Below are 19986 nucleotides of genomic sequence, written 5' to 3' on the forward strand. Positions count from 1 at the left end.
ATGGGCCTGCATTTGAAAGAAGGCGCAGACGACGATCTGGCCGAGAACCACGAAATCAACGTCACGCCGTTCATCGACGTGATGCTGGTGCTGTTGATCATATTCATGGTGGCCGCGCCGTTGGCCACTGTGGACATCAAAGTCGACCTGCCGGCCTCGACCGCCAAACCGGCGCCGCGGCCAGAGAAACCGGTGTTCCTCAGTGTGAAAGCGGACCAGCGCCTGTTCCTCGGTGACGACGAAGTGAAAGCCGAAACCCTCGGCGCCACCCTCGACGCCAAGACCCAGGGCAAGAAAGACACCACGATCTTCTTCCAGGCTGACAAAGGCGTGGATTACGGTGACCTGATGAGCGTGATGGACAGCCTGCGCGCCGCCGGTTACCTGAAGGTCGGTCTGGTCGGACTTGAGACGGCAGCCAAGAAATGATCACGACGCGCCATAAGCTGACGCGTTACAGCGGTAGCCTGGCCGTGGTGCTGGGCGTGCACGCGCTGGCCATCGCGCTGGCGCTGAACTGGACCGCCCGCCCGCCCATCGAATTGCCGCCGCAGGCAATGATGGTCGAGCTGGCCCCGTTGCCTGCCCCGCCACCGCCGGCTCCGCCGAAAGTCGTCACACCGCCGCAGCCACCGGCTCCGGTTGAAGAGTTGCCGATCCCGAAACTGGCTGAAGCACCAAAAGCGGAAATCGCGGTACCGAAACCCAAGCCGAAGCCCAAGCCAAAACCGCCGAAGCCGGTCGAGAAAAAGCTGCCCGAGCCGCCGAAGGAGAAACCTTCCGAGGAGAAACCGGCCGATACCCAGCCGACCCAGGCACCGACGGAGAAATCCGCCCAGCCGGCACCGGGCCCATCGCCAGCTCAAGTCGCGGCCAAGGCCAGTTGGCAAGGCGCCCTGCTCGCGCATCTGCAGAAGTACAAGAAGTACCCGCAGAGTGCGCAGTCGCGGGGCAAGGAAGGCTTGAATCGTCTGCGTTTCGTGGTTGATGGCGAAGGTAATGTGCTGTCGTTCGAACTGGTGGGCCGCTCTGGCAACGCTGATCTGGACCGGGCCACCCTGGACATGATCCGCCGCGCGCAACCGCTGCCCAAGCCTCCGGCCGACATGCTCAACAACGGCTCGATCGAAATTGTTGCGCCGTTTGTTTATTCGCTGGAACGCCGCCGCTAAGAAGCACCGCAATACCTGTGGGAGCTGGCAAGCCAGCTCCCACAAGGTTCTCCGCCAGCCGAGAGAACCAAGCCAAGAGGCACCGAAAGGTGCCTTTTGCATATCTGCCAGCGGCAAACCGACCTCGACCGGTGTCGCACTCAGCCCGCAGTCTGATAACGTGCGTCTATCGATTGCAGCCGGTATGCTTGGCGCGCATCTTCATGGACGCTTGCTATGACCCTCACAGAATTACGCTACATCGTTACCCTCGCCCAAGAGCAGCACTTCGGCCATGCCGCCGAGCGTTGCCACGTCAGTCAGCCGACGCTGTCGGTGGGCGTGAAAAAACTTGAAGACGAACTCGGTGTGCTGATTTTCGAGCGCAGCAAAAGCGCCGTGCGCCTGACCCCGGTCGGCGAGGGCATCGTCGCCCAGGCGCAGAAAGTCCTCGAACAAGCCCAAGGCATTCGCGAACTGGCCCAGGCCGGCAAGAACCAGCTGACCGCACCGCTGAAAGTCGGCGCCATCTACACCGTCGGCCCGTACCTGTTCCCGCATCTGATTCCACAACTGCACCGGGTCGCCCCGCAGATGCCGTTGTACATCGAAGAAAACTTCACCCACGTGCTGCGCGACAAACTGCGCAACGGCGAGCTCGACGCGATCATCATCGCCCTGCCGTTCAATGAAGCCGACGTGCTGACCCTGCCGCTTTACGACGAGCCGTTCTACGTGCTCATGCCGGCCCAGCATCCGTGGACCAAGAAAGAATCCATCGACGCCGGCCTGCTCAACGACAAGAGCCTGCTGCTGCTCGGTGAAGGTCACTGTTTCCGCGATCAGGTGCTCGAAGCCTGCCCGACTCTGACCAAGGGCAACGACGGCGCCAAGCACACCACGGTAGAATCCAGCTCGCTGGAAACCATTCGCCACATGGTCGCGTCCGGCCTGGGCATCTCGATCCTGCCGCTGTCGGCGGTGGACAGCCATCACTACGCCCCCGGCGTGATTGAAGTGCGTCCACTGACCGCGCCGGTGCCGTTCCGCACCGTGGCGATCGCCTGGCGCGCCAGCTTCCCACGGCCGAAAGCCATCGAGATCCTCGCCGACTCCATTCGCCTGTGCTCGGTGGCCAAGCCAGCGGCGCCGGTCACGGCCGGTTAAGCGAGCGTCATGACGGAGCTGTCGCAAGTGTCGGTGATGGCACTCAAGGGTGTCGGCGAAGCCATGGCCGAGAAACTGGCCAAGGTCGGCCTCGAGAATCTGCAGGACGTGCTCTTCCACTTGCCGCTGCGTTATCAGGATCGCACCCGCGTGGTGCCGATCGGCGCATTGCGACCGGGGCAGGACGCCGTGGTCGAAGGCACCGTCAGCGGTGCCGACGTGGTCATGGGTCGCCGCCGCAGTCTGGTCGTGCGCTTGCAGGACGGCACCGGCGGGCTGAGCCTGCGCTTCTACCATTTCAGCAACGCGCAGAAGGAAGGGCTCAAGCGTGGCACGCGGGTTCGCTGCTACGGCGAAGCCCGGCCCGGCGCCTCAGGCCTGGAAATCTACCACCCCGAATACCGCGCCATCACCGGCGACGAACCGCCGCCAGTGGATGAAACCCTGACCCCGGTCTACCCGCTCACCGAAGGCCTGACCCAGCAGCGCCTGCGCCAGTTGTGCATGCAGACCTTGACGCTGCTCAAGCCGAGCACCCTGCCGGACTGGCTGCCGACCGAACTGGCCCGCGACTACCAACTGGCGCCGCTGGCCGACGCGATCCGTTACCTGCACAACCCGCCCGCCGATGCCGACGTCGATGAACTCGCCCTTGGCCATCACTGGGCGCAGCATCGTCTCGCTTTCGAAGAACTGCTGACGCACCAACTTTCACAGCAACGTCTGCGCGAAAGCATGCGTTCCTTGCGCGCCCCAGCGATGCCGAAAGCGAAAAAGCTGCCGCCGAAATACCTGGCCAACCTCGGCTTCAACCCGACCGGCGCGCAAAAGCGCGTCGGCAACGAAATCGCCTACGACCTCAGTCAGCACGAACCGATGTTGCGGCTGATTCAGGGTGACGTTGGCGCGGGGAAGACCGTGGTTGCCGCCCTCGCCGCACTGCAAGCGCTGGAGGCCGGTTACCAGGTTGCATTGATGGCGCCGACCGAGATCCTCGCCGAACAACACTTCATCACCTTCAAGCGCTGGCTCGAACCGCTTGGCATTGAAGTCGCGTGGCTGGCCGGCAAGCTCAAAGGCAAAAACCGCGTCGCCGCGCTGGAGCAGATCGCCAGCGGAACACCAATGGTGGTCGGCACCCACGCGCTGTTCCAGGACGAAGTGCAGTTCAAGAACCTCGCACTGGTGATCATCGACGAACAGCACCGCTTCGGCGTGCAACAGCGTCTGGCACTGCGGCAGAAAGGCGTTGGCGGGCGCATGTGCCCGCACCAACTGATCATGACCGCCACACCGATTCCACGGACGCTGGCGATGAGCGCCTACGCCGACCTCGACACCTCGATCCTCGATGAATTGCCGCCCGGGCGTACCCCGGTCAACACCGTGCTGGTCACCGACACCCGCCGCGTCGAAGTCATCGAACGGGTGCGCAGCGCTTGCGCTGAAGGTCGTCAGGCCTATTGGGTATGTACGCTGATTGAAGAATCGGAAGAGCTGACCTGCCAGGCCGCCGAAACCACGTTTGAAGACCTCACCGCCGCCCTCGGCGAATTGAAGGTCGGGCTGATTCACGGGCGCATGAAACCGGTAGAGAAAGCCGCCGTCATGGCCGAGTTCAAGGCCGGCAACCTGCAACTGCTGGTCGCGACCACGGTGATCGAAGTCGGCGTCGACGTGCCCAACGCCAGTCTGATGATCATCGAAAACCCTGAACGCCTTGGTCTCGCACAGTTGCACCAGTTGCGTGGTCGCGTCGGCCGGGGCAGCGCCGCCAGCCATTGCGTACTGCTCTACCATCCGCCGCTGTCGCAGATCGGTCGCCAGCGCCTGGGCATCATGCGCGAGACCAACGACGGTTTCGTTATCGCCGAAAAGGACCTCGAACTGCGCGGCCCCGGGGAAATGCTCGGCACCCGCCAGACCGGCCTGCTGCAATTCAAGGTCGCCGACCTGATGCGCGACGCCGATTTATTGCCCGCCGTGCGCGATGCAGCCCAGGCTTTGCTGGAGCGCTGGCCGACCCACGTCAGCCCATTGCTTGACCGTTGGCTGCGGCATGGGCAGCAATACGGCCAAGTGTGAGCACCGTCGCAGTTTGTGCAGGATCGTTCCTACAGAGCTGGTTATACTCCTGCCATTGTTTCAAAAACGGATACAGACCATGACCGAAGCTGCTCTCGTCCCCGAATCTCCGCAAGCTCCGTCTGTTATTCGGCTGCTGCTCAACAAGCTGGGCGTTGCCTACGAAGAAGTGCTCGACCACCACGGCCTCAATGCCTCGCGCAAAGTGCAGGCCGTGTTGCTGGACGACGCCGTGGGCGCGTTGATGGTGCTGTTTCCACAGAGCCAGTTGCTGGATCTCAATCGCCTCGCCGAACTCACTGGTCGCCGACTCACAGCCGTGTCCACCGAACGCCTGGAAAAGATGCTCGGCAAACACAATCTGAGCCTGCTCCCAGGCCTGCCGGCGCTAACCAGTTCGCCGTGCCTCTACGAAGAAAGCCTGCTGCGCGAGCCGAAGCTGCTGATCAACTCCGGCGAGCCGGGCCTGCTGCTGGAAATCAGCAGCGAAGACTTCAAATCGATGCTGACCAAGGCCAGCGCCGCCAACTTCGGCGAAGCCCTGAGCAGCATCCGCCCGAACCTCGACCGCCCGGACGATGACCGCGAGGAAATCACCCAGGCCGTGCAGGCGTTCACCGCGCGGCGCATTCAGCAGCGTCTGGAAGCGACCATCGAGATTCCGCCGCTGGCCGAAACCGCGCAAAAAATCATCAAGCTGCGCGTTGACCCCAATGCCACCATCGACGACATCACCGGCGTGGTTGAAACCGACCCGGCGCTGGCCGCGCAAGTGGTGAGCTGGGCGGCGTCACCGTACTACGCCTCGCCGGGCAAGATTCGTTCGGTGGAAGACGCGATCGTCCGCGTGCTGGGCTTCGATCTGGTGATCAACCTCGCGCTGGGCTTGGCCCTCGGCAAGACCCTGAGCCTGCCGAAAGACCACCCGCAACACACCACGCCGTACTGGCAGCAGTCGATCTACACCGCCGCCGTCATCGAAGGCCTGACCCGCGCCATGCCGCGCGCCCAGCGCCCGGAAGCCGGCCTGACGTATCTGGCCGGTCTGCTGCATAACTTCGGTTACCTGCTGCTGGCCCACGTGTTCCCGCCGCACTTCTCGCTGATCTGCCGCCACCTGGAGGTCAACCCGCACCTGTGCCACAGCTACATCGAGCAACACCTGCTCGGTATCAGCCGTGAACAGATCGGCTCGTGGCTGATGCGCTACTGGGACATGCCGGATGAACTGGCCACCGCCCTGCGCTTCCAGCACGACCCAAGCTACGACGGCGCCTACGCCGAATACCCGAACCTCGTCTGCCTGGCCGTACGCCTGCTACGCAGCCGCGGGATTGGCTCCGGGCCGGATGAAGATATTCCGGATGCCCTGCTTGAACGCGTCGGCCTGAGCCGTGACAAAGCCAACGATGTCGTCAGCAAAGTGCTTGAGGCTGAAGTGCTGCTGCGTGAACTGGCTTCGCAGTTCAGCCAGGCCTGAAAAGCTTCGCAGGCAAGCCCGCTCCCACAAGATCGATGCGATCTTCAGGAGCGGGTGCGTTGCGGCCAACTGTTGATTATTGGCGTAATCAACCGCGGTACCGAATCACCCAGCCCTGCGGGTTCGGGAAGCTTCCAATGAAATACCCTCCCACTACAATTCGGCCGTCCCCCAGTACCGTCATGTCATGAAGAGCCTCCAGGACCCCGGCCTCGTCGAAGATGCTGAACCCTGTGCCGTTGAATGACAGGTCCGGTGTTCCGTCCGCCAAAAACTTCGCCGTGATCGCACTCGGATCATCGTCGGTGACTCCGATTCCGGTGTCGCCGCTGACGACGATTGAACCGTCAGGTCGCGCTACACAGCGCAACCATCTCAAACCTTGCGGGACGAAGTCGGATAACAACGGTTTACCATTATTGAATACGAGATTGTAGGAACCTTTGGATGTGAGTACCGCAATCACTCCACGCATACCACCGTCCCTTACGGCAGCCCCTGCAAGAACAATCTTGCTATCCACAATTGAAACGGCGGACAGGTGGATCTCATCCTCACCTGAGAGGGTCACGACTCCGTTACCGCTCTCGCCGAATGACCTGTCGATCTTGCCGTTAGCGTCGAATCGAATGACGTAAGCGCCCGAAGATGGCCCGCTATAGCTGCCACCAACCACCACAGCGCCGTCAGGTTGATGCACGACCAGCTGCGCAGAACTGTGTTGGTATGCAATGCCAGCGAGCTCGACAAGCGCGAAACCCGTGCCATTGAACGTGGTGTCGTCGGAGCCATCCGCATTGAGCCGCATGACGATGCCGCTCACACGGCCAGTGTCGTCTTCGACGGAGCCGACCAGCAGGATTTTCTCGTCTTGCCGCAAGACATTGTCGCCATGACCCGCGCTCCCCATCTGCGCATAAGGAATGTAACGCACACCCTGGTCAGCAAAGTTGTGATCCAGCCGTCCATCTTTGTCTTGTTTCACGACAACCAGCCCGGCAGAAACATCAGGCCCATTGTTCTGGTACTCGGCACGAACGAGCCAACCGCCATCCGGGAACGGCGTCAACTCGAGCATCGAGTGCATATACAAACCGTCCTTGAGTGAAATCTCGACGAATCCGGTCTTTTCTTCACCAAAACCGAGGTCCAGTTGGCCGTCCTCCAGAAGCCGGGCGATCAGCGTTTCCAGGCCATCCTTGCGTCGACGAACAGCCACCAGCAACTTGTTGTCCGGCAGAGCCAATACCGCTCTTACGTCAAACTCAGACAATCCTCCAAGCGGAAATCTGACAATGCCGTTTTCGCCAAAAGACGGATCAAAATTCAGCGTGCCACTCGTCAGGTTTGCGCTTAGATAGCGAGTGATCCAGCCATCCACCCGGGAAGGGTCAGAAAGGCTGGTGTGGGTCATGGACACCACTATCCGACCGTCCTCCATGATTGCCAGATCATGAGGAAACACTGGCCCCGCTACGTTATCGAATAGCGTATAGCCAATACCGTTGAAGGCCGTGTCCAGCTTGCCGTCTGCGAGAAAGCGCGCGGTAATTACCGCGGAATCACCGGCTCCAACGACAATGATCGAGCCGTCGAGCTGTGATGTATGCCGCCACGTCAATCCGTCTGGCAGTAACGGGGAAAACAGAGGCTGGCCATTATTGAATACAAGATTGGATGCTCCGCTGGCGTTCAGCACAACCACCAACCCGCCATGGACGTTCTTTTGCCAGGCGTCACCCACCGCAACGATCCTGCCATCACTTTCGCGCACCGAAACAGCGTTCAAAGAGCTCTCGCCATCCTCGTCGAAAATCAGCTTCGCCTGGCCGTTGTTGAAATCCTTATCCAGCTTCCCCGCTACGTCCAAACGTGCCAGAAAAACTCCGGAGGCTGTCTCACCACTCTGAAAAACGCCGCAAACCAATACTTTGCCATCGGCTTGAACAGCGATAGCGCCAGCGGTGCTCGAGGTGGCACCGACATCCACCAAGACGTACCCCGCGCCGTCAAATGATGGATCGAGCGAGCCGTTTGCCAAAAGACGCATCACGACGGGCGATGGCCATGGCTCATCGATCAGCAGGAAATGGAGCAGGACGATTTTGCCATCGGCCTGCTGAACTGCAGAGACGGTAGAGGCATCTGTAGCGGGGGACTTTTGGCTTGACTTCGCCCCTGCCGACGACGCAAGCGTGGAGCCCGGGATCTTGTAGAAAGAAAATAAACTCACGCCTTTATCGCCGAACGAATCGTCCAGCTCACCGTCGCCTTTCAAGCGGATCATTGCTTGGCCGGCATCGACGGCCTTCTGTGTGAAGTATTGAACGCGCACCAGCCAGCCGCCGTCCCGCAACGCATCGAGCCCAAACACGGTGCTGATGCTAGCGCCGTTCAAAGATATCTCGACGAAACCCGTCTCATGACTTCCGAAGGACTTGTCGAGCGTACCGTCTTCGTTCAATCGGGCGATGGCCAGCAGCGCGTCACTTCCTTCCAGAGGAAGAGCGACCAGCAACTTCCCGTCGGGAAGGGCCAAAACGGCCGCAGCCTCATGGCTTGCAATGCCCGGTATCGGTAATTTCAATAAACCATTCAGGGCAAAAGAGGGATCGGGGGTACCTGGGGTGGTCAAGTCCTGAGCCTGAGTCATGTTCTTGCTCCATCAAGTGCGTGGCGTCCTTTACGGGACCGGAGCTTGAGTAGAGCATCGCGAAGATGAGCAAAGCACCTGACAGAAATGACAGTTCGACCGTCTTTACAGGCCTGAATAAAGACTTTGCGAGCCAAAGAACGCACGATTCTTCATTGTGCTTCGCTTGAAGCCAACCCAAAAAAATCTCAAGCCTTGGCCTTTGCCTTCCTCGGCTTCAAATACTTCATCAACCCCTGAAACCACATCACCAGCGCCGGATTGCCCTTGAGCTGGATCGACTTGTCCTGAATCCCCTGCATAAACGCCAACTGCTTGTTCTTCGCCTGCATTGTGGCAAAGCCATAACCGGCATCTTTAAACGCAATCGCAAACGCCGGCTCCGCCACCACGCCAGACTTGCTGGTGATGCGCTGATCCTTGACCACGAAATGCCGCGCCACTTTCCCGTCCAGCGTCTGCAACTGAAACACCAGATCCTTGTCACCCAACTGCTGCTGGAACGCAGGATTTGTCCGGCTGGCCTTACCCATCAACAAACCCATCATCCACAGGAGAAAACGAAATTTCATGCGCACAGCCTCAAAAGGAAAATGAACGGCCGGGGCAGTGTAAGGGATTCGGACGATAACGCCAGTATCTGAAGCTGTTGGAAGAGGATGCAGACCATTTCCCGCACGATGACCGCCAAGTCACGATTCCGCAAGCAACGTCCTACACCTGTTGAAACACATCCCTGTAGGAGCTGGCGAAGCCTGCGATCTTTTGATCTTCCGCCCCGCGAATCCATGGGAAGTTTCCTGCAAAGTGCGGGGCTGTCCGTGAACTAGGCGAGCTTGAAGATCACCGATAGGCTTCCTGCGTCATCGGGTATTCGGTGACCGGATGTGCAAGTCCGAATTCGGGAGCAATTTCTTCTTACTCCAAGGGATTTACACCGATGACCAATTCAAATACCAACACCGAGGACACCTCCCCCTACGAATCCTTCGATTCAAGAAAATTACATGAAGCCGCCGAACGCGCCCTCGATCACCACTTCGGCAAATCTGACCTCTCTCAGGCCCCACGCCCTGAAGGCCTGTTCAGCCTGAACCCGGACATCGATGCCGAAGCCCTCCTGGCCAACGCCTCGGAAGACCTGCTATCCATCAGCATCATCGCTGCGGACCTTGCGGACGACATAGATGGCTCACGCCGCTCGGTTGCATTGGCATTGAGTAGGATGGCGGACGGGGTCAGATTGATGGTGGAAGGGACGCTTGATCACATTGAAGTGCGAAGCGTGGCGGCCAAGCCGTAGCGAGATTGGTGAATGAAAAAAAAGGGGACGTTAAGTCCCCTTTTTGAATATTCCCTGCTTCACCACTGGCAACCTGTTTCAGGTTTCGCATCCACGTTGTAATCGTTTTCAAACGAATACTTCTTTGCAGACTTGTAATTCGTATACGTCATCGCATCAACCCGGCCACCCTGAGTGACCATCTGATACTCACCTGTCAGTGCGCCATCAACTACTTCAACCCAAGTTGTCGTGTACTGGTAGGGCCGGCCATACACGAGTTCTTCTTGTTCAGTACTGCGATGAACCAGCCCGATTGCCTTTTTCGACTTGCTGTACTTGACGCCAGCACCGCTCCATTTGGCGACAGAGTCGTAATAGGTTCGGAATTCAAAATTTATGGGTTTGCCTTCGTAGGAGCGAAAGCAAAAAACCCCGGTCGTGACCTCGCTATGAGCCGCCAGAGGAATGAAAACGAGCATCGCGGAAAACAATGCAGACGAAAATTTCAAACCAAACATTCCTTTAGCGGTTCATGGGTAATTGAAAGCGCATCCTCACCACGCAGTAGGCGACGTCTTCACGCAACAGACGGCTAGCCATCTGGCAGTGCCCTTCTGCGTACTTCTTCCAAAGCGGATCATCGAATTGATCCCCTCCCAGCCGCTCGATTGAGGCCGCTAAATTTCTCTCACGATCCTTCCCTGCAATCGCGGATGCCGCTTTGTAAAAACCATCCAGCAGTAAACCCGTCTGTAGAGCGATCAACTCTCCCAGCCGAGCATTGGTCGTCTGCACCAGACACCCAAGCCTCTCGATTGGCGCCTCAGCACCCGGCAACGCAGCTTGGTAAAGCTCTTCGCAAAACGACTCTTTGAAGCGCACCCAGTTCTTTTGCACATCTCTCAGGTGGCTTTGCTCCGCAGGAGCCAGAGTCGACAGCGCTTTTTTGTATTGCTCGTTCAAGACACCATCGACTTTCTTGAAGGTTTGCTGGCCGCAGGTGATCAAGTCCGGGTTGGACAAACTGTCTGGGTTGCACGCTTCTCCAGCAAACAATGCGGATGAAGCAGCAGAGAGCAAGCAACCGAGAAGAATCGAAAATACTTTCACGCTGTTACTCCTTCCTTTGACGGTCATGTCTGTACAGCCAAAACAGCGGCGGCAACAACACCAACAGAGCTAAACCATCCAGCCACACGTGCGACCAGACCTGCTGTTGCGCCGAGAGCCACATGTCCTGCGGCGCCCATAACAGGATGCCGGCGATCAACCAGCCCCAGATGGCCGGAGCTTTCAAGCGATTGCCCAAGTGCACCAGCGCGAACATGTACAGCGAATAACTTTGCAACGTCGCGCCGAACAGCGCGAGCCACCAGACTTGTTGTTCGCGGCCGGCGGTGGGAACCGCATCGGCACCCCAGAACGACAGTTCGAGGACTTGCAGGTAGCCATCGAGCAAGCCGGAGTCACCGGCCCAGGTCAGGGTAAGACCGGCGAGGATATGCGTGATCGCAGCGGCATATAGCCAAAGCACCAACGCTGGGCGAAGCGAGGAAGAAGGGGCTGGCATTCCGTGTCCTGAGCGCGTTCCTTGGGGGTGGGGAGTTTAAAGGAAAATCGGGGGAGTCAGATGCTCAAGCGTTAAACGTTTTAGCCTGAGGGATTCAGGCAAAACTTGTGCAAAACCGCCTCAAACAGGCCCTCGAAATTCAAATGCAGTGGCTGGATTTGATGGGCGCCGTGGCTGACGATCCCAATCGCCCCACGTTGAAGAGGCCCAGCTGATCACCTTTGTCAGCCGCCATTTGATAACAGGCTAACGCTCGAGACATATCCTTCGTTCCCCACTCGCCTGCTTCAAAGGTAGAAGCCAGATAATTCATCGCGTCTGTGGAGCCCATGGTAATCGCTCGAATAACCTGCTCTTCTGCCTGCTTGGGATGAAGGCAAGGGCCGTTATAGTCGGTGGAGTTTCCCGAACAAAGAAACGTCGCATAGCCCAGCGCACCCTTTGGTATTTTCGAGGCCGCTTTGAACAAAGCCTCAACCTTAGGGGTTTCCAACTGAGATGCCATTTGCGAAAGACTCAGGCTCGCCGCCGACAGGCTCGCCTGTGCATCGCCCGACTCTGCAGCACACACAAAATTTTCCAGCGACGCTTCAATCAGCTCCGCAGTCAGCCCGTATTGCTCAAGAGACCCCAGCCCACCCAACGCTTCTGCACGCTGATAACAAAAGTTTTCGGCGCGGCTCATTCCCGGGTTATCCGTTGCGACAAGATCCTTCTCGCTGACCGACCAATCCTCAATCCCCTCAAGCACCCAGCACGCCTGACGAGAGAAGTTGAAGATCTTGATATTGCTGTTGCCGGCCCGTTTATCCACCACGTTGACGTGACTGTCATCAACCTCTTCAATCTCGACCCCAGGTGTCTTGCCGGGCGTGATTGCAGCCATCAGCGGATAGGTGAAGGTTGTTCCACTGACACCCGAGGTCGAAGGCTCAAAGGTACGTCGATCCTTCCCAGCTACCGGTTTCAACACCAGCGACTTGACCGTCATTGCAGTCAGACGGCGTTGTGATTCGCTGTTGGCGGAAAACGCGGTCAGGAAAGGCGCGAACTCCTCCGAGGGGCAAGCGTCGCTGGTCGGTGCCGTCGAAGCGCTCTTATCGGATGCAAGCGCAGGGACAATCTTGTCCAGATACGCCGAGCGCTCGCGACTCATTCTGGCGATGCACAAGTTAACCGCGAACACATGCGCCGGCATCCCAGTCTCGATCTCGAATGCCTCCAAAGGGCAGTTAGCATCGCGCAATTTCAACCACGCACGTTGCGACTCTTTAACCTTCGCCGCGTACTCCGCACCCAACGCCGGATCTGCTCGATAGTCAGACTCAAGCCGCGACATCAACTGCTTGTAGCTGACGTTCAACTGCGCATCGGCAGCCTTCTTCGCCGCCTCCGAACAGGGCACCATTTCCAGGCTTGAGGTGACATGGCTGCAGTCATCCTGCGCATAGGCCGCTGAAACCGGCAGTAGCACGGCCAGCAGGGTAAAAACAAAACGTTTCACGGGGTTCTTCCTTGAGTCATTCAGGCTTTGCGTTTGGTGAGTCGGGTGATGCATCGATCTGGTCCGTTCATGCCCCAGTAAGTGCTGAGCAACGTCTTACGTTTTTTGTCGACGCGCAGGTTAACGAAGCCATCGCCGCAGTCCGGCTGCAACTCTTCAAACGTGCCGGATTTGGGGCTGATTTCGTGTCGACACCGTTGACGGGACTCAATGTGGTGGTTTCAGCTAACGCCGGCATCGTCCAAGTCAGACCGATTAGTGATGCCGCTAAAGGGTTGAACTGAATTTACCCGCCCTACTCCCACCTGCGCCCGGAATCCCAGGAGTGCAAACGGGTCGTTGCAACATCAGGGATAGTCGATGGCGACAACGCAGGAAATGAACACGCTGGAGAAAGGGGAGGTGCGGACTTAGCCAGAGGCACATCCGTCACCTTTCCCCTTGGAATAAACCAAATTTACTGATCGACAAGTTCGATCAGAGTGAGCTTCTTGCCATCGAACTCGTAGAAGCGCTGCCGGTTACCCTCCTCGAGATCGTTACCCTCTACATCCACTTCCGGATCGGCCGCTACACCCATAATTTCGAGCAATTTGCTGTCTGGCTTGTAGACGGCCGCGTAGGGTGCGGTACCGTCATTTCCGATGATGTAATAAGCATTAGGAAAGGACGTAACAACCTCCCCCGTTTTCACGTCAAGAATTTCGCCACAGATAGACCCGCCGCCACAGCCGTTTGCGTAAACAACATAATGGCCCGCAAAATTTACGGGTTGCTTGATGGCTTTCTTGCGCCCCTCAGCCCAGCTTTTATTTTCATCACTGGCAACAGCGTCGTGATGTTGGCCCTTAAAAATTTCGTCGACTTTATAGTTTTCGAACCGCGGCACATCGGCCTTGGCAAAACACGAGAAGAGAAAAAGCGCGCCCAGCCAAAACAAGCGGGACGCTGATAACTTACTTGCCATTGTTTTTTGACTCCTCGAGAACACGAACCATGTCAGCCGGCAAAATGTGAGCGGTATTGAGACCGTCGCCCGCATAATACGACTGTCCCTCAAAGCTTGCGACCCTCGCGAGCATCACCGGTTTGCCGTCTTTCATTTCGATGTTTCCGTGCTCATCTTTCTTCGGCACCGGGCTAATGGTCTTGCCCTTTCTTACACCTGCCGAGGCGAATTCCAAGGCCCAGGCATAGGCAGCTTTTTCGACGTCGCCATCGCCTTCCAGATACTGGATGAATGCCTTGCGCTTAACTTTTATCAAGTATTCCTCAAAAATCTTATCCTGAGTCTCTTCGTCAAATTTAAGCGTGGAAGCAAGTTCGAGCTTTTTCACAGCACCATTTATCGTGTCAGGAACCATTTGATAGCGACCCGCCGCAAAAATATCCCGGTCCTTCTGTTTCTGCTGTAGTTCAGCGATGGTCAACGTAGTCAAATCAGTTTTATAAAACGCTTTCAGTCCACCCTTGGTCCTATTGTAAGCAGTGTAATCATTATTCGACTCAACGCTCGCGAGCAAATTGGCAAACGCACTGTGCGCCCAACCTTTTCCAGGCACGGCAAACTTCATGAAATTATTGACGAACGCAATCGGGTGAAAATGATAGACCTGTTTCGGAAGAGGCATCTGTAACGCACCCGCCAGCTCATCCCAAAAAACAAGCTTGTCAATCCGCTCTTTTTCATGTTCCAGTAACTTTGGCGACTCAGCGAGCAATTGATCAAGACGACTCCACTTGGGCTCGGAAGACTTCGCCTGCCACTCGGTGGGGTGGTAAGCAATCAACTTTGTCCATTTATCCCGGAACTCCACATTCTTCAATGCCGAGTTCAAGTCCGCGGAGGTAACTTCACCATCTTTGTCACCCAAAGCGTCGAGTTTCGCATGGAGCTCCTTGAAAAAAGGCGGCATCGAGTCCGGATCAAGAAAACCATCTGAATTCTCATCGCCCTCTTTGACAACTGCATATCCCAACTTTGCCCAATCATGTTGAGATATCAACTGAGCACCTGCAGACGTAAAGGTAACATCTGCCTTTTTGATCAGGCCCGTCAGCTTTTTATCTTTCTCTGTAACGGTCGGCTCATACCACTCAACCCCTTTTGAGTCCTTGAACACAGAGACCGATCCCATAGGAACTATATGTTTGGACTCAAGGGTCGCAGGCTGTCCCGTGGTCGCCTTACTGGCAAGTACCGTGCCCGCCGGCAGATTCAGGTAACTCATGCCAATTTTCAGGGCAGCTTCATTCTGCAAGAATTTATCGAGGCCGGTATCACTGGTGAATATCTCAATATGAGCGTGATATTTGCTAGAGATTGAACCCTCAACTTTCCCGAGGTTCTCCTGCAAGCCTAAAAACCCTATTGGATGGCCTGCTTTTATCGCTGCTTCGCAAGCAATTACCTTATCGAATTCGGCAGGTGTGACTTCGGCCCACGTGACCATCCGACCGTTACCGATATCTTCGACGCTCGCCCAGAATGTTGACGGAACCGTTCCTGCGCCTCTCAAACCGCCAGACAGGCAGGTGCACTCAGCCATCCGAACCAGAGAACTTCCAACCTTCAGATTAAATACTTTTGTGCCGTCGAATTTAATTTCACTGTTCAAACAAAGGGCCATTTCTCCCAGCGGTTCACCAGCACTTTCACCGTTAGCAACAGCTTTGGGCGCTGCGAACAACGGCAATCCGTTCGGGGCGCTGACACGAGCCTTAACCAGCCCCTTCCAATAGCCTGGCCGGGTTCGTTCCGGCGGTAATATTGCGCTCCAGATCGCGGTGTCTTTTTTATTCTTGACTGCCACACCATCTTTCTTATAAGCAAACCAGGATTCTTCCCCTAATTTCCTGTTAGGCACCTTGCCACTTAACAACTTACCTCGGGCGTAAGTGATACCGTTGCTGGCAAGCTTTTCTTCTAGAACTTCAAAGACAGAGCCCGCAGAAATCAGCCCATACTTCACGCATTCCGGACCTTCCTCAGAATCACTGCGGGCAGTAAAATCTCCCACCGTGAACTTTATCTTCGGCTTACCCAACTCCTCCTCTGTAGGCAAGTAGCCTTTATAGGGCATCAAGTGCATATAAAGACTGAAAAATACCAGCTTATTTTGTTTCCCTTTGTTCGGGCCTTCTTCCGGGTTAGCGGGCGACTTGTAGTCATGCCGAACCAGGCAGAAAGAATTAGAGTATTTAAGCTTGGCCGGTTTATCTCCAGCGTACTCCGACTGTAAATAATCTTCGTTGAGGCGATAGGCTACAACCACACCATCCGCCATGCATCGTACGGGCTCGTCTTTCACACAGTAGGATGCACTGGCATTGCTAATATGAATGCCACCGTGCCAAAAGTTATAGCTACCCAAAAGGTATTGACCTGAGGTCTCATTTTCGATGGCGGTATACAGTTCATTGGCACTGTCGAACTGTTTCCCATCAGCCTTTCTTATGGGGAATTGAAAGTTTAGAACAGGCTCCGGTCCAGCAGGCGTTGGTGCAGGAGCGGGGGCAGGGGCCGGTTGTTCCGCTGCGCCGGTTCTATACTCTTCTTTAGCCCTGAGAAATTTTGTAGGAATGGGCCAGTAGAAGGCCGGATCTTTAGTGCCAAAGTAAGTAAATGACGGCCCTTTCCTCGTCTGCGCGCCGAAGAACTTGCCTGCAGTACCGGTAGGATTAACGTCAACAACAATACCGGTATGAAATAACTTATCTCCACCACCCAGCGGATCTTCATTAATCCAAAGAGCGATATCGCCTTTCTTGACGTCGGGTGGCACCACGGTTGTGTAGTAAGTGGAGTCCACCATTACACGTGTGTCTTGATACGGGATTTTATAGCCAGCCCCCGTTAGCAACAAATTAACCATGTGCGAGCAGTCGATTAACTTATTACCGGCCGCATTTGTTTTTATGCCATCGCCGCCCATCTTGTACACGTAGCCACGGCTTTCGTAATTACCCGTTAAATCTAATGGTTCTGTCATTTCTGCATCCTGCAAATCAATAGCAATGGCTGGATTCTGTGGCGTCAGCGGTTTGCGATTTCAATCTGGTTAAATTACTCAGGGCGGTGGCATTTCCTTTACTGGCGGCCAAGCGATAGCAATCCAGTGCTCTGGAGGCATCCTTGGTTACCAATCTACCGGTCTCGAATGTATCACCCAGTTTATTTTGAGCATCGGAAGAGCCCATCGATGCGGCGCGAATCAATTCCCTTTCTGCTTCTTCAGGATGCTGACAAGGGCCCTCGGGATCTGTGTCATTGCCATAACAATAGAATGTGGACAATGCAGAAGCTCCGCTTGCCAGAGTAGTAGCGGCGGCCTTGAACAGGGCTTCGACCTTCTCTGTTTCCAATTGCGATGCCATTCCGGAAAGGCTCAGACTGGCAGCACTGAGACTTGCCTGAGGATCGCCGGAAGCTGCTGCACACAGGTAGTTTTCCAATGCTGCTTCAAAGAGTTCTCCCGTCAGGGAGTATTTGTCCAGGCCACCAAGGCGTCCGTAAGTTCGCGCACGCTGATAGCAAAAGTTCTCGGCGGTACTCAGGGTCGGCGTGGTCCCTTCAACAAGGTCTTTATCATTGATCGACCAGTTCTCGACGCCCTCGAGTACCCAGCATGCCTGACGAGAAAAATTGAAAATCTTGATGTTGCTGTTACCCGCTCGCTTGTCCACAACGTTGACGTGACTGTCGTCGATTATTTCGACTTCAACCCCGTCTGTCTTGTCTGTGGCTAAAGGTGCCATCAGCGGAAACGCCAATGTGGAGCTGTTGATCTCCGCCGTTTGCGGCTCAAGAGTCCGCCCCTCTCCTTCGGGTTTCAACACCAGCGACTTCACCGTCATCGCAGTCAAACGCTGCTGGGTTTCAGCATTCGCAGAAAACGCCGGCAGAAACTGGGAAAAATCCTCGGACGGGCATTCATCCGCATAAGCGCTGCCATGAAACAGGCTCAACAGCGACGCGGTGAAAACCGCTATCGCGATGCCATTGCTCTTCTTCAAAACACGATTCATGTCGATCACTCGGAAAACACAAAAAAAGCCTTCGGTTTAACTTTCTCAGGCGGTGCATTCAACAACGCCTGATCCATCAAACTCCCCGCCTTATCCTTATCCGCCGCCCCCGGCAGCACCGGCGGTTTAATCCCGATGCCAGTCCCCGATCCCGCAGAACCACCCGCATTGATCTTGATCACCGGCCCAACCACCGTGACCCCACCGCCATCCAGCTTGATAAAGCTCCCACCCCCAAGAATGGTCAGCTCTGTCCCCGCCTCAATAACGATCTTGTCCCCAGCCTTAAGGTGAATCTCTTTCCCCACGCTGGTCAGTTGCGCAGTCCCGAGCTTCACATGCTGGTTCTGCCCAATCGTCAGGTGATCATCCAGCTTCGCTTCAATCTTGCGGTCAGAGATCGTGGTGCGGTGCTCTTCAGCCTTCAGCTCGGTGTAGGTGTTCTTAACCACCGTGTCATGACGTTCATTACCGACGCGAATCTTCTGGTCATGCTCAACGTTCTCATCCCAGTCACGCTGCGCATGAATGTAGATCTGCTCCGCACCTTTCTTGTCTTCAATGCGAAGTTCGTTATAACCACCACCACCCGGTGAGCTAAGCGTTTTGAACACACTGCGGGTTTTGTTAGCCGGCAAGGCGTACGGCACCGGGTTTTCCTTGTGGTACAGGCAGCCGGTCACCAGCGGTTGGTCGGGGTCGCCTTCGAGGAAGGTGACGAGGACTTCCATGCCGATGCGCGGGATGCTGATGGCGCCATAGCGGTCGCCGGCCCAGGAGCTGGAGACGCGCAGCCAGCAGCTGGTTTTGTCGTCGGCCAGGCCTTCGCGGTCCCAGTGGAATTGCACTTTGATGCGGCCGTATTGGTCGCAGTGGATTTCTTCGCCTTTGGGGCCGGTGACCATGGCGGTCTGGCTGCCGAGTACGCGCGGTTTCGGGTGTTCGAGGGCCGGGCGGTAGAACACGTCCCATGGGGTGGCGAGGAAGGTGTTGCGGTAGCCCTGGTGGAAGTCGTCTTTTTCGTCCGTGGTGTCGCTGGTCACGCCTTCTTCGAGGACTTGCGGTTGTTTGCCTTCGTGGAAGATTTCGGTGAGCAGCCACAGGTCGTTCCACTCGCTGCGCGGGTGGTCGGACATTTCCATGAAGTGGCCGCTGACCAGTCTGGTCTGGTCGCCGCGGCCTTCCGCCTGGCGGTAGTCAGCGCGGTGGCGTTCGAGGGCGCGCTGGCTGAGGAACTTGCCGCGCGCGCGGTCGATGAAGCGGCCGGGGTAGTCGTAATCTTCGAGATCCGGCTCGGTGCTGTCGCCGTCAGGTTTGTACGCCGCTTCCATTCGCAGGCGCGGTTTTTCGAAGTCGTAGTCACGGCGAGTGGTGCGCGTGGTGCGGGTTTCCAAGCGCAGTTTGAAGGCTTTGATTACCGGCTCGTCCGCGACCATGCCGCTGCCCTGCACGTAGGCGGTTGGCTGCCCAAGGTTCTGGAACACGGTCTGGTCGTCGCCGAACACCAGCAGGTGGGCCTTTTCGCTGTGCTGGAAGTGGTAGTGAATGCCCTCTTCTTCGCACAGGCGCTGGACGAAATGCAGGTCGGTTTCGTCGTACTGCACGCAGTAGTCGCGATCCGGGCACGGCTGGCTGAGCTGGAAGCTGTAGGCGTTGCTCTTGATGCCGTGCTCTTCAAGGATCAGCGCGATGATTTTCGGCGCCGACATCTGCTGGTAGATGCGCTGGTTGGTGCGGTGATGCAGGTATTGCAGTTGCGGCACGATCGAGACTTTGTAGCGGGTCAGGCGCTTGCCGGCATCGCCCTGGGCGACGCGGTAGATCTGCCCGTGAATGCCCGAGCCCTGTGGATCGAATGCCAGAAACGCCTGCTTGTGCAGCAGTTGTTCGAGGTCCAGATCGGGGTTTTCGCTGACCAGTTCGAGGTCGAAGCGATACGCCTGGCTGATGCCTTCGGTGCCGGTGAAGGACAGCACTTGCAGGTCGCCGACGTAGTCTTCGACCTTGAGGCTGAAGTGGGTTTCGTTAGCTGAGTTGAACATCGTGTGCTCCCTGTTCGAATG

Annotated in this window: 17 protein-coding genes; 7 read left to right on the plus strand and 10 right to left on the minus strand. The window is 56.8% G+C overall.

What is annotated here, in order from left to right; translation table 11 throughout:
- The 5 genes from exbD to AB9L16_RS25510 all read left to right on the plus strand — a co-directional run bounded on the left by exbD (position 1) and on the right by AB9L16_RS25510 (position 5883).
- Entirely contained in the window at positions 1-429 is a 429-nt protein-coding gene (exbD, locus tag AB9L16_RS25490; protein WP_016772535.1) for a TonB system transport protein ExbD, read from the plus strand.
- Complete coding sequence (locus tag AB9L16_RS25495; RefSeq protein WP_024014804.1) at positions 426-1172, plus strand: energy transducer TonB; 747 nt, start codon at positions 426-428, stop codon at positions 1170-1172. Before exbD ends, AB9L16_RS25495 begins: the two co-directional genes overlap by 4 nt.
- A 216-nt stretch (positions 1173-1388) precedes the next feature.
- Positions 1389-2318 carry a hydrogen peroxide-inducible genes activator gene (locus tag AB9L16_RS25500; RefSeq protein ID WP_024014805.1) on the plus strand — a complete coding sequence of 310 codons (930 nt, stop codon included), beginning with the start codon at positions 1389-1391 and terminating at the stop codon, positions 2316-2318.
- Between the two features lie 9 nt (positions 2319-2327).
- Positions 2328-4403, plus strand: a complete 2076-nt coding sequence (gene recG, locus AB9L16_RS25505; protein ID WP_375122870.1) for an ATP-dependent DNA helicase RecG — start codon at positions 2328-2330, stop codon at positions 4401-4403.
- A gap of 79 nt (positions 4404-4482) precedes the next feature.
- The gene (locus AB9L16_RS25510; RefSeq protein WP_041476626.1) at positions 4483-5883 is read left to right on the plus strand and encodes an aminoacyl-tRNA deacylase and HDOD domain-containing protein; all 1401 of its coding nucleotides are present in this window, start codon (positions 4483-4485) and stop codon (positions 5881-5883) included.
- A gap of 88 nt (positions 5884-5971) precedes the next feature.
- Here AB9L16_RS25510 and AB9L16_RS25515 read toward each other — a convergent pair whose 3' ends face one another.
- Complete coding sequence (locus AB9L16_RS25515) at positions 5972-8536, minus strand: hypothetical protein (protein WP_375122871.1); 2565 nt, start codon at positions 8534-8536, stop codon at positions 5972-5974.
- 188 nt (positions 8537-8724) lie between these two features.
- Positions 8725-9108, minus strand: coding sequence for a hypothetical protein (locus AB9L16_RS25520; RefSeq protein WP_007920327.1), 384 nt, complete (start codon positions 9106-9108; stop codon positions 8725-8727).
- A 368-nt stretch (positions 9109-9476) separates the two neighbouring features.
- Here AB9L16_RS25520 and AB9L16_RS25525 point away from each other — a divergent pair, with 368 nt between their 5' ends.
- Positions 9477-9839, plus strand: coding sequence for a DUF6124 family protein (locus AB9L16_RS25525; protein WP_056790830.1), 363 nt, complete (start codon positions 9477-9479; stop codon positions 9837-9839).
- 59 nt (positions 9840-9898) lie between these two features.
- On the opposite strand, the gene AB9L16_RS25530 is transcribed toward AB9L16_RS25525, so the two are convergent.
- From AB9L16_RS25530 to AB9L16_RS25545, 4 genes are all read right to left on the minus strand, one after another.
- Positions 9899-10330 carry a hypothetical protein gene (locus AB9L16_RS25530; RefSeq protein ID WP_252877114.1) on the minus strand — a complete coding sequence of 144 codons (432 nt, stop codon included), beginning with the start codon at positions 10328-10330 and terminating at the stop codon, positions 9899-9901.
- A gap of 13 nt (positions 10331-10343) precedes the next feature.
- Positions 10344-10931: a lysozyme inhibitor LprI family protein gene (locus tag AB9L16_RS25535; RefSeq protein ID WP_237143798.1), complete on the minus strand. Its 588-nt coding sequence runs from the start codon at positions 10929-10931 to the stop codon at positions 10344-10346.
- Between the two features lie 4 nt (positions 10932-10935).
- Positions 10936-11391, minus strand: a complete 456-nt coding sequence (locus AB9L16_RS25540) for a cell division protein (protein WP_252877116.1) — start codon at positions 11389-11391, stop codon at positions 10936-10938.
- Positions 11392-11530: 139 nt separating this feature from the next.
- Entirely contained in the window at positions 11531-12895 is a 1365-nt protein-coding gene (locus tag AB9L16_RS25545) for a lysozyme inhibitor LprI family protein (RefSeq protein ID WP_256807625.1), read from the minus strand.
- A gap of 11 nt (positions 12896-12906) precedes the next feature.
- Here AB9L16_RS25545 and AB9L16_RS25550 point away from each other — a divergent pair, with 11 nt between their 5' ends.
- Complete coding sequence (locus AB9L16_RS25550; RefSeq protein ID WP_375122873.1) at positions 12907-13179, plus strand: hypothetical protein; 273 nt, start codon at positions 12907-12909, stop codon at positions 13177-13179.
- Positions 13180-13352: 173 nt separating this feature from the next.
- Here AB9L16_RS25550 and AB9L16_RS25555 read toward each other — a convergent pair whose 3' ends face one another.
- The 4 genes from AB9L16_RS25555 to AB9L16_RS25570 are packed head-to-tail and all read right to left on the minus strand — an operon-like array spanning position 13353 to position 19965.
- Positions 13353-13862: a hypothetical protein gene (locus AB9L16_RS25555; protein WP_252877119.1), complete on the minus strand. Its 510-nt coding sequence runs from the start codon at positions 13860-13862 to the stop codon at positions 13353-13355.
- Positions 13852-16887, minus strand: a complete 3036-nt coding sequence (locus AB9L16_RS25560; RefSeq protein WP_375122874.1) for a hypothetical protein — start codon at positions 16885-16887, stop codon at positions 13852-13854. The genes AB9L16_RS25555 and AB9L16_RS25560 overlap by 11 nt, the downstream gene beginning before the upstream one ends.
- 16 nt (positions 16888-16903) lie before the next feature.
- Positions 16904-17923, minus strand: a complete 1020-nt coding sequence (locus AB9L16_RS25565) for a tetratricopeptide repeat protein (protein WP_256807621.1) — start codon at positions 17921-17923, stop codon at positions 16904-16906.
- Positions 17924-17928: 5 nt separating this feature from the next.
- A complete protein-coding gene (locus tag AB9L16_RS25570) occupies positions 17929-19965 on the minus strand; it encodes a type VI secretion system tip protein VgrG (protein ID WP_375122875.1) in 2037 nt (678 codons plus the stop codon).
- Between the last annotated feature and the right edge of the window lie 21 nt (positions 19966-19986).

Source organism: Pseudomonas sp. LW8 (assembly GCF_041956865.1).
Classification (GTDB): Bacteria; Pseudomonadota; Gammaproteobacteria; order Pseudomonadales; family Pseudomonadaceae; genus Aquipseudomonas; species Aquipseudomonas siliginis.

Excerpts from the sequence above, each read along its gene's own strand:
- exbD (WP_016772535.1), top strand. The coding sequence starts at position 1 with ATGGGCCTGCATTTGAAAGAAGGCGCAGACGACGATCTGGCCGAGAAC.
- AB9L16_RS25495 (WP_024014804.1), top strand. The coding sequence starts at position 426 with ATGATCACGACGCGCCATAAGCTGACGCGTTACAGCGGTAGCCTGGCC.
- AB9L16_RS25500 (WP_024014805.1), top strand. The coding sequence starts at position 1,389 with ATGACCCTCACAGAATTACGCTACATCGTTACCCTCGCCCAAGAGCAG.
- recG (WP_375122870.1), top strand. The coding sequence starts at position 2,328 with ATGACGGAGCTGTCGCAAGTGTCGGTGATGGCACTCAAGGGTGTCGGC.
- AB9L16_RS25510 (WP_041476626.1), top strand. The coding sequence starts at position 4,483 with ATGACCGAAGCTGCTCTCGTCCCCGAATCTCCGCAAGCTCCGTCTGTT.
- AB9L16_RS25515 (WP_375122871.1), bottom strand. The coding sequence starts at position 8,536 with ATGACTCAGGCTCAGGACTTGACCACCCCAGGTACCCCCGATCCCTCT.
- AB9L16_RS25520 (WP_007920327.1), bottom strand. The coding sequence starts at position 9,108 with ATGAAATTTCGTTTTCTCCTGTGGATGATGGGTTTGTTGATGGGTAAG.
- AB9L16_RS25525 (WP_056790830.1), top strand. The coding sequence starts at position 9,477 with ATGACCAATTCAAATACCAACACCGAGGACACCTCCCCCTACGAATCC.
- AB9L16_RS25540 (WP_252877116.1), bottom strand. The coding sequence starts at position 11,391 with ATGCCAGCCCCTTCTTCCTCGCTTCGCCCAGCGTTGGTGCTTTGGCTA.
- AB9L16_RS25555 (WP_252877119.1), bottom strand. The coding sequence starts at position 13,862 with ATGGCAAGTAAGTTATCAGCGTCCCGCTTGTTTTGGCTGGGCGCGCTT.
- AB9L16_RS25560 (WP_375122874.1), bottom strand. The coding sequence starts at position 16,887 with ATGACAGAACCATTAGATTTAACGGGTAATTACGAAAGCCGTGGCTAC.
- AB9L16_RS25565 (WP_256807621.1), bottom strand. The coding sequence starts at position 17,923 with ATGAATCGTGTTTTGAAGAAGAGCAATGGCATCGCGATAGCGGTTTTC.
- AB9L16_RS25570 (WP_375122875.1), bottom strand. The coding sequence starts at position 19,965 with ATGTTCAACTCAGCTAACGAAACCCACTTCAGCCTCAAGGTCGAAGAC.